This window comes from Methanococcoides seepicolus, from assembly GCF_023684405.1.
In the GTDB taxonomy this organism is placed as follows: domain Archaea; phylum Halobacteriota; class Methanosarcinia; order Methanosarcinales; family Methanosarcinaceae; genus Methanococcoides; species Methanococcoides seepicolus.
In genome coordinates this window covers 1-4,120 of record NZ_JAGSOI010000107.1, presented here as the reverse complement: position 1 = coordinate 4,120, position 4,120 = coordinate 1, and the positions used below count along the sequence as shown (strand labels likewise).

General features: G+C 46.3%; 4 protein-coding genes and 1 pseudogene. 2 read left to right on the top strand and 3 right to left on the bottom strand.

Annotated elements, in window-relative coordinates; genetic code table 11:
- The 3 genes from KDK67_RS13655 to KDK67_RS13645 all read right to left on the bottom strand — a co-directional run.
- A partial coding sequence (locus KDK67_RS13655; protein ID WP_250869407.1) for a FeoB small GTPase domain-containing protein occupies window positions 1–1,082 on the bottom strand: 1,082 nt, incomplete at its 3' end.
- A complete protein-coding gene (locus tag KDK67_RS13650) occupies window positions 1,063–1,743 on the bottom strand; it encodes a metal-dependent transcriptional regulator (protein ID WP_250869406.1) in 681 nt (226 codons plus the stop codon). The genes KDK67_RS13650 and KDK67_RS13655, both read right to left, overlap by 20 nt.
- Window positions 1,744–1,839: 96 nt before the next feature.
- Entirely contained in the window at window positions 1,840–2,382 is a 543-nt protein-coding gene (locus KDK67_RS13645; protein WP_250869405.1) for a pyruvoyl-dependent arginine decarboxylase, read from the bottom strand.
- A gap of 120 nt (window positions 2,383–2,502) precedes the next feature.
- On the opposite strand from KDK67_RS13645, the gene KDK67_RS13640 reads away from it, so the two are divergent.
- Window positions 2,503–3,477: a deoxyhypusine synthase family protein gene (locus KDK67_RS13640; protein WP_250869404.1), complete on the top strand. Its 975-nt coding sequence runs from the start codon at window positions 2,503–2,505 to the stop codon at window positions 3,475–3,477.
- Window positions 3,474–4,120, top strand: a pseudogene (locus tag KDK67_RS13635) (decarboxylase); the annotation flags it as partial. The gene KDK67_RS13640 and the pseudogene KDK67_RS13635, both read left to right, overlap by 4 nt.

Below are 4,120 nucleotides of genomic sequence, written 5' to 3'. Positions count from 1 at the left end.
CCCAGAAGAGAATAGATGATAACGTTACTGAGAACAGGGTGTGAACCTGCAAGCAGATTTTCTGCAGGAGAGATAAGAAATATCTCGAACAGAGAAACGATGCCCTCTTCGAGAAAACCGCCCACAGTAAAAACTACAAAGAACGTCAATAGAAGTGCAGCAACAAGTCCGGTAATACCCACATATTCTGAAGTGAGTACTGAATCGATCCTTTCTTTAAATGTGACCTTATGTTCGACCTGAGTGGTCAGCCTGTCAACGATATAACCTGCTTCACCGTAAAGGTCACGCACGATGGTATCCGAAATGGACATGCCATGTGCTTTTTCGATGTCATCGGTGATGGATTCAGATGTGATTAACAAAAGGTCGGCATCGTGAGGGCGACAGCTCAATTTGACGAACTCTTCATCCCTTTCCAGTGCTCTGACCTTGATACCAGATCCGATCTCCGGAAAATCCTCATCAAGCTTCTTGATTGCACGAAGAATATGATTATCGTAATGTACCCTATGCCTGTTCTTAATGGAAAGCTTCTCATCGATGGCTGCAAGGACAGTCTCTTCCAGCCCGACACCTTTGGTAGCGATGGTCGGGACCACAGGCACCCCAAGGGTCTCAGAAAGCTTTTCGACATCGATCTCGATACCCATTTCCTTTGCAGCATCCATCTGGTTAAGTGCTACCACCATAGGGATGTTGACCTCAAGCAATTGGAGTGTAAGGAAAAGGTTACGTTCAAGCCGGGTAGCATCCACCACATTGATGATAACATCCGGATATTCACGCAAAAGATAGCGTTTTGAGACCTTCTCGTCCTCAGTTGATGCCCCAAGAGAATAGATACCCGGAAGATCGACAACATCGAGCTTCTTAGAACCTACATTGACACTGCCATGTGTAAGCTCCACAGTAGTTCCGGGATAGTTCGCCACTACAACGCCCACGCCTGTCAGACGGGAGAAGAATGCACTTTTACCGACACTGGGATTGCCCACAAAAGCTATTGTCATGTCGAAATTGGACGACCTTGCCTTACGGATATTCGCAACAGGCATATCATTAATTTCTGTCGTTTCCACGTGGATACCTCTTCCTCATACCCAACCGTACGAATATCTTCTTAGCGATCTCATTTCCAAGAGCTATCTCGGTCCCCCGGGTCAGTATCGAAGTTGAACCCTGCTTTTGCTTACGTTTGACCTCTATGTTCTCACCGGTTATCATTCCAAGTGAGCTCAGACGCTCTTTTGAGGGACCTGACAAGGTCATCATAACAACCGTACCGCAATCCCCTTCTTTAAGATCGGCCAAAGAAACATAGCTCTCCTTGAAAGGACAATGTTCATTCCCATCCGCGGGTTTGCAATCGATATTGTTGTTACCAAGGTAATTGCACATGCTTTCCACTACAAGGTCAGATACCGTATGTTCAAGCCCGCAGGCTTCATTATGTGCGACCTCAGGATCGAGAGCCAGTACATCAGAAAAGAACTTCTCAATAACATGGTGCTTCCGGCGAATACTGTTCACCTGAAGAATGCCTCTATTTGTGAGCTCAACGCCATGATAAGGTTCGTGTTTCACAAGCCCTTCATCCGCCAGCTTTTGCACCATTTCAGAAACGGAAGCTTGAGACACGCCAAGCTCTTCAGCAATATCCTTGTTCTTGACGGGATTCCCTCTGCTCTTGCCAAGGGAGTCTATCGTTTCAAGATATTCTTCTATACGGTCGCCGGTCATCTTGTTCACACTATAGTATATGTGTGGCTAGAATCCCTGTGTTAAATATATAAATTGTGGTTAGCCATGCCGAAAATTATTCGGACACATATGAATTCAAAGAACAAACACCATAGAAACAACGACCGTTGTCCACAGCCCATTTTCATCCCCTTTTACACAACGGCAATAGTGGACAGTATCAAATATATGACCGCTCGCCTTATACACCTGCTCCCTTTCCCCCCATGCGGAATCAGCATCGAACTCGATGCCAAGTGATGTTGCGAGCATTGTAGCTGCAAGGTCTTCTGCATAGACCCCCGCGGTCCGTTCATCCTCTCCAAAAGAATGATGTTCGGAGATATAACCATAATCATTACTATCAGCAGGCACTGCATTCCCAATAGCTGCTGCAATCATCCGTTCCGGCTCATTGGTCTGGTTCTTTGCCATGACACAATATACTATCTGCCCGGGAGCAAGTTCTTCAAGGCCCTCTTCCCTTGGAACAATAGCACAGTTCGGCGGCAGTATGCTTGAAACGGTCACAAGATTGAACTTCTCTATACCCGCATCCCTTAACGCAAGCTCGAACGATGCCAGTTTATCCTTGTGCACGCCTGTGCCTTTTACCACGAATGCTTTCCGGGGAATCATAGGGAAGGCTATTGAGAAGAGACTTAAATATGTTTCGCTGGCAGAATAGCTTAAGAACAGACCAACATTTATATATGATTCAAAGATTCCATCAAGCTCATACTTAAACGGTGATATTTAATGGTAAAAGTAAAGGACCTTAAATGGAAGCAGGACATGAGAGTTTCGGAGCTTGTCGATTCCTATGAATTCATAGGATTCCAGAGCGTAGAGCTTCAGCGGGCATCCGATGTGATCGTGAAGATGAAAAAGGATTCTGCAAAGGTCTTCCTTACATTTACCTCGAACATGGTCACTTCCGGGCTTCGCGGATTCTTTGCACAACTCATCGATCTTGGCATTGCCGATGTCATTGTTACTACCGTAGGCGGTCTTGAAGAAGACATCATGAAAGCCACCGGAGAGGATTTCCAGATAGGCTCTTTCCAGACTGACGATGTGGAACTTCATGAACAGGGAATTAACCGTGTCGGGAACCTGCTCATCAAAACAGAGAGTTACATGAACTTCGAGAGCCTCGTCGATAAGATCCTCAAAGAGCTTTACGAGAAACAAAACCGCTGGGCAGTTTCGGATATGCTCAGGGAGATAGGACTTATGCTTGATGATGAGAGCTCCATACTCTATCAGGCTGCAAAGAACAACGTACCTATATTCTGTCCTGCCATTACCGATGGAGCGTTCGGTTTCCACCTATATTTGTTCCAGCAGGAACACCCGGATTTCATCGTGGATGTAGTGAAAGACTTCGGGAACATCCTTTTTGCAAGCAGCCATGATGACCGCAAGGGTGTCATAGCCCTTGGCGGCTCCATCTCGAAACATCATGCCATATTGAGCACCCTCTTGAATGGAGGTGCTGAATATGCAGTATATATGACAACTGCTCACCGCACCTCAGGAAGCATGTCGGGAGCTAACACCAATGAAGCAAAATCATGGGGAAAGGTCAAGGACGAAAGTGATGTTGCCACGGTAATAGGAGATGTGAGCATAACCTTCCCTCTGGCAATGATAAGGGCACTTGATGAACTGGCAGCCGATGGTCTGCTTAAAGGGCTACAGGAGAACAGAAGCAGCGGAGTGGTAAAATGAACAGCACCGTATCTGCACCGAGATTCATCCTTTCAAAAAAGATAATACTTGAGCAGTACAGCAAGGTCAAGGACGTAGCGGATATTGTCGCATTCAGCTCAAAGACGAACCCAAAGGTCAGCCCGTTGATCGAAGCTGAGACCGATGGACTACTGAGTGTCCACATGCCAAACGAGCTGAAGCACACAGAAGACATGTCAAGGGTATTGTTCCTGGCACAGGCATGGACACCTGAGATGATAAGGGAGCTTTACGAAAAAGGCATCCGTTCCTTTGCAGTTGATAACGAGTTCGACCTCGACACATTGCTTTCTACAGTCGATGATACCGACTGGAAGATCACATTATTGTTACGCCTCAAGCTCAAGGAACACTCCATACGCACTGAACGTTACTTCGTTTTCGGAATGAGCTCGGACACCATCAACAAAAGGATAGCTCAGCTTAAAGGTAACAAGAACATCGAAAAGCTTGGGGTTCACTTCCACAGGAAAACACAGAACGTGAACGAATGGAAGATCCGGCCTGAGATAGAGGATGCGCTCACAGAAGGAACACTGGAAGCCATCGACATACTGAACATCGGAGGAGGGCTACCTTCAGAATATGCCAACACCAATGTTGATGTCATAAACGGAATATT

Bases quoted from the DNA above. Each gene is read 5' to 3' on its own strand.
- KDK67_RS13650 (WP_250869406.1), bottom strand. From the start codon at position 1,743: ATGACCGGCGACCGTATAGAAGAATATCTTGAAACGATAGACTCCCTT.
- KDK67_RS13645 (WP_250869405.1), bottom strand. From the start codon at position 2,382: ATGATTCCCCGGAAAGCATTCGTGGTAAAAGGCACAGGCGTGCACAAG.
- KDK67_RS13640 (WP_250869404.1), top strand. From the start codon at position 2,503: ATGGTAAAAGTAAAGGACCTTAAATGGAAGCAGGACATGAGAGTTTCG.